This is a genomic window from Terriglobales bacterium (assembly GCA_035624455.1).
GTDB lineage: Bacteria > Acidobacteriota > Terriglobia > Terriglobales > Acidobacteriaceae > DASPRM01.
The window spans coordinates 1-2,067 of record DASPRM010000027.1; the positions used below are offsets into that span (position 1 = coordinate 1).

Annotated in this window: 2 protein-coding genes; both read left to right on the forward strand. The window is 58.9% G+C overall.

Features of this window, described 5'->3' with window-relative positions; translation table 11 throughout:
- The first annotated feature begins 201 nt into the window (after nucleotides 1-201).
- Entirely contained in the window at nucleotides 202-903 is a 702-nt protein-coding gene (locus VEG30_03470) for a methyltransferase domain-containing protein (protein HXZ78962.1), read from the forward strand.
- A partial coding sequence (locus tag VEG30_03475; protein ID HXZ78963.1) for a glycosyltransferase occupies nucleotides 903-2,067 on the forward strand: 1,165 nt, incomplete at its 3' end. The genes VEG30_03470 and VEG30_03475, both read left to right, overlap by 1 nt.

Consider the following 2,067-nt stretch of genomic DNA (forward strand, 5'->3'; position numbering starts at 1 on the left):
TACGCCGCACTCTGGGTGTTGCTGGCAGGAAGATTGCCGAAAGCAGCTTTCACCGCGACCTGCTGGCGCGTCATTTCGTGCCGCTGTACAGCTCTCTTGCCACCAGCAGTGTGACTGCCACTCAATTGGAAACCGCGGGCGTGGGCGCCTCGTGATCCGCGGTGCGCAAGCGTTCCAACCGGCGGTAGTGGAGTCGATTCTATGAGCACCTCCATTCTTGAGCACCGGATCATTGCCGCACAGGCGAGCGGAGGCCGTAGCGATGCGTCCATCTACAGGATGGTGATTCATAAAATTCAGCAAAACGATTTTCGCGGATCGCTGCTGGACTTCGGCGCCGGCAAAGGAGTTCTGACCAATCTTCTTCTTGAAACGCGGCGCTTCCACCGGATCACAGCGGCGGACCTGCAGGAGAGCACCGCGGATCTCAGTTCCGCAGTGCGCTGGATCTCTGCGGACCTTAATGATCGTCTGCCATGCGCGGAAGAGTCATTCGATGTCATTGTGGCCGCTGAGATCATCGAACATCTCGAAAATCCCCGATTCGTCGCTCGCGAGTTGTTCAGATTGCTGCAGCCGGGCGGCTCTCTGTTGCTTACAACGCCGAATAATGAAAGCTGGCGATCCCTGATCTCCCTGGCGGTTCGCGGTCACTACGTCGCATTTAATGACGGCTCGTACCCCGCTCATATCACTGCTCTGCTGCGAGCCGACATCGTCCGCATCTTGATGGAAGCCGGATTTGACTCCCCGGTTTTTGATTACAGTGATCACGGAGGCATTCCCGGATGGCCGATGCTCGCCTGGCAACAGATCTCGATGGGACTTCTGCGGGGATTGCGCTTCAGCGATAACTTGTTGGCGCTGGCGCGCAAACCGCTCGCTACCGGACGGGAGTACTGATGCCCCGGATGCAAGCGGAACCCAGCACCGCGCGCTCAGCCAACTCCAGCAAGCTGCGGGTCCTGCATCTCAATGCCGGCAATCTGTTCGGTGGCGTTGAATCCCTTCTCCTGACACTGGCCTGTTTTCGCCAGGAAATGTCTTCCATCGAGAACGAGTTCGCGATTTGCTTCCGCGATCGATTCTTCCAGGATCTGGAAGCCACCGGTGCGGTCGTCCATGACCTCGGCCCGGTCAGCGTCCGCAAGCTATGGACCGTCGCGCGCGCCAGGAAGGCCCTTGAGCGCCTGCTTCAAGCTGCCCGGCATGACATCGTCATCTGCCATTCTCCCTGGTGCCTCGCCATTTTTTCGCCAGTGGCTCGGCACAACCATGTCCCAGTTGTGCTTTGGGTTCATGGAGAGCTCCACGGAAGGCATTGGATTGAGCGTTGGGCACGGCGTCACCCTCCCGGGTTCGCGATTTGCAACAGCCGCTTCACCCAGAGTACGTTGCCGGCAATCTTTCCTGCTCTATTGAGTCAGGTTGTGTATTGCCCGGTCTCTCCACGACTGTCTGACCGCTTGCCGCACGCCTGGTCGCGGATTCGTATGGAACTGAATACTCCCGCCGATGCCATCGTCTTTCTTCAAGCAAGCCGGCTGGAGGAATGGAAGGGACATAGGGTTCTCCTTCAGGCCATGTCGCGGCTGGGTTCCAACGCCAATTGGATCGCCTGGTTCGCCGGGGGAGTACAGCGCCCGGCCGAGCAGAAATATCTCAATCACCTCCAGGCATTGGCTCGCGATTATGGCATCGCCCAGCGAGTCAGATTTCTTGGCCAGCGATCCGACGTGGCGTTGCTTATGTCGGCTGCCGACGTTTATTGCCAGCCCAATACGGAGCCGGAACCCTTTGGCATGGCTCTGGTGGAAGCCCTCTACGCCGGTCTTCCGGTAGTTACTAGCGCAATGGGTGGCGCTCAGGAGATTGTGGACACGACCTGCGGGATCCTGGTGCCGCCTGGAGATACCACAGCTCTCGCCGAGGCTCTGCGCAGCCTGATGCAAGATGCTTTGCTGCGTACACGGCTGGGAAATGCTGGTCCGGCACGAGCCCTGCACATAAGTGATCCCGGCAGGCGGCTTAAGCAATTAGAGGGCACTTTGCGATCGCTGTTCTCAG

Bases quoted from the DNA above. Each gene is read 5' to 3' on its own strand.
- VEG30_03470 (HXZ78962.1), top strand. From the start codon at position 202: ATGAGCACCTCCATTCTTGAGCACCGGATCATTGCCGCACAGGCGAGC.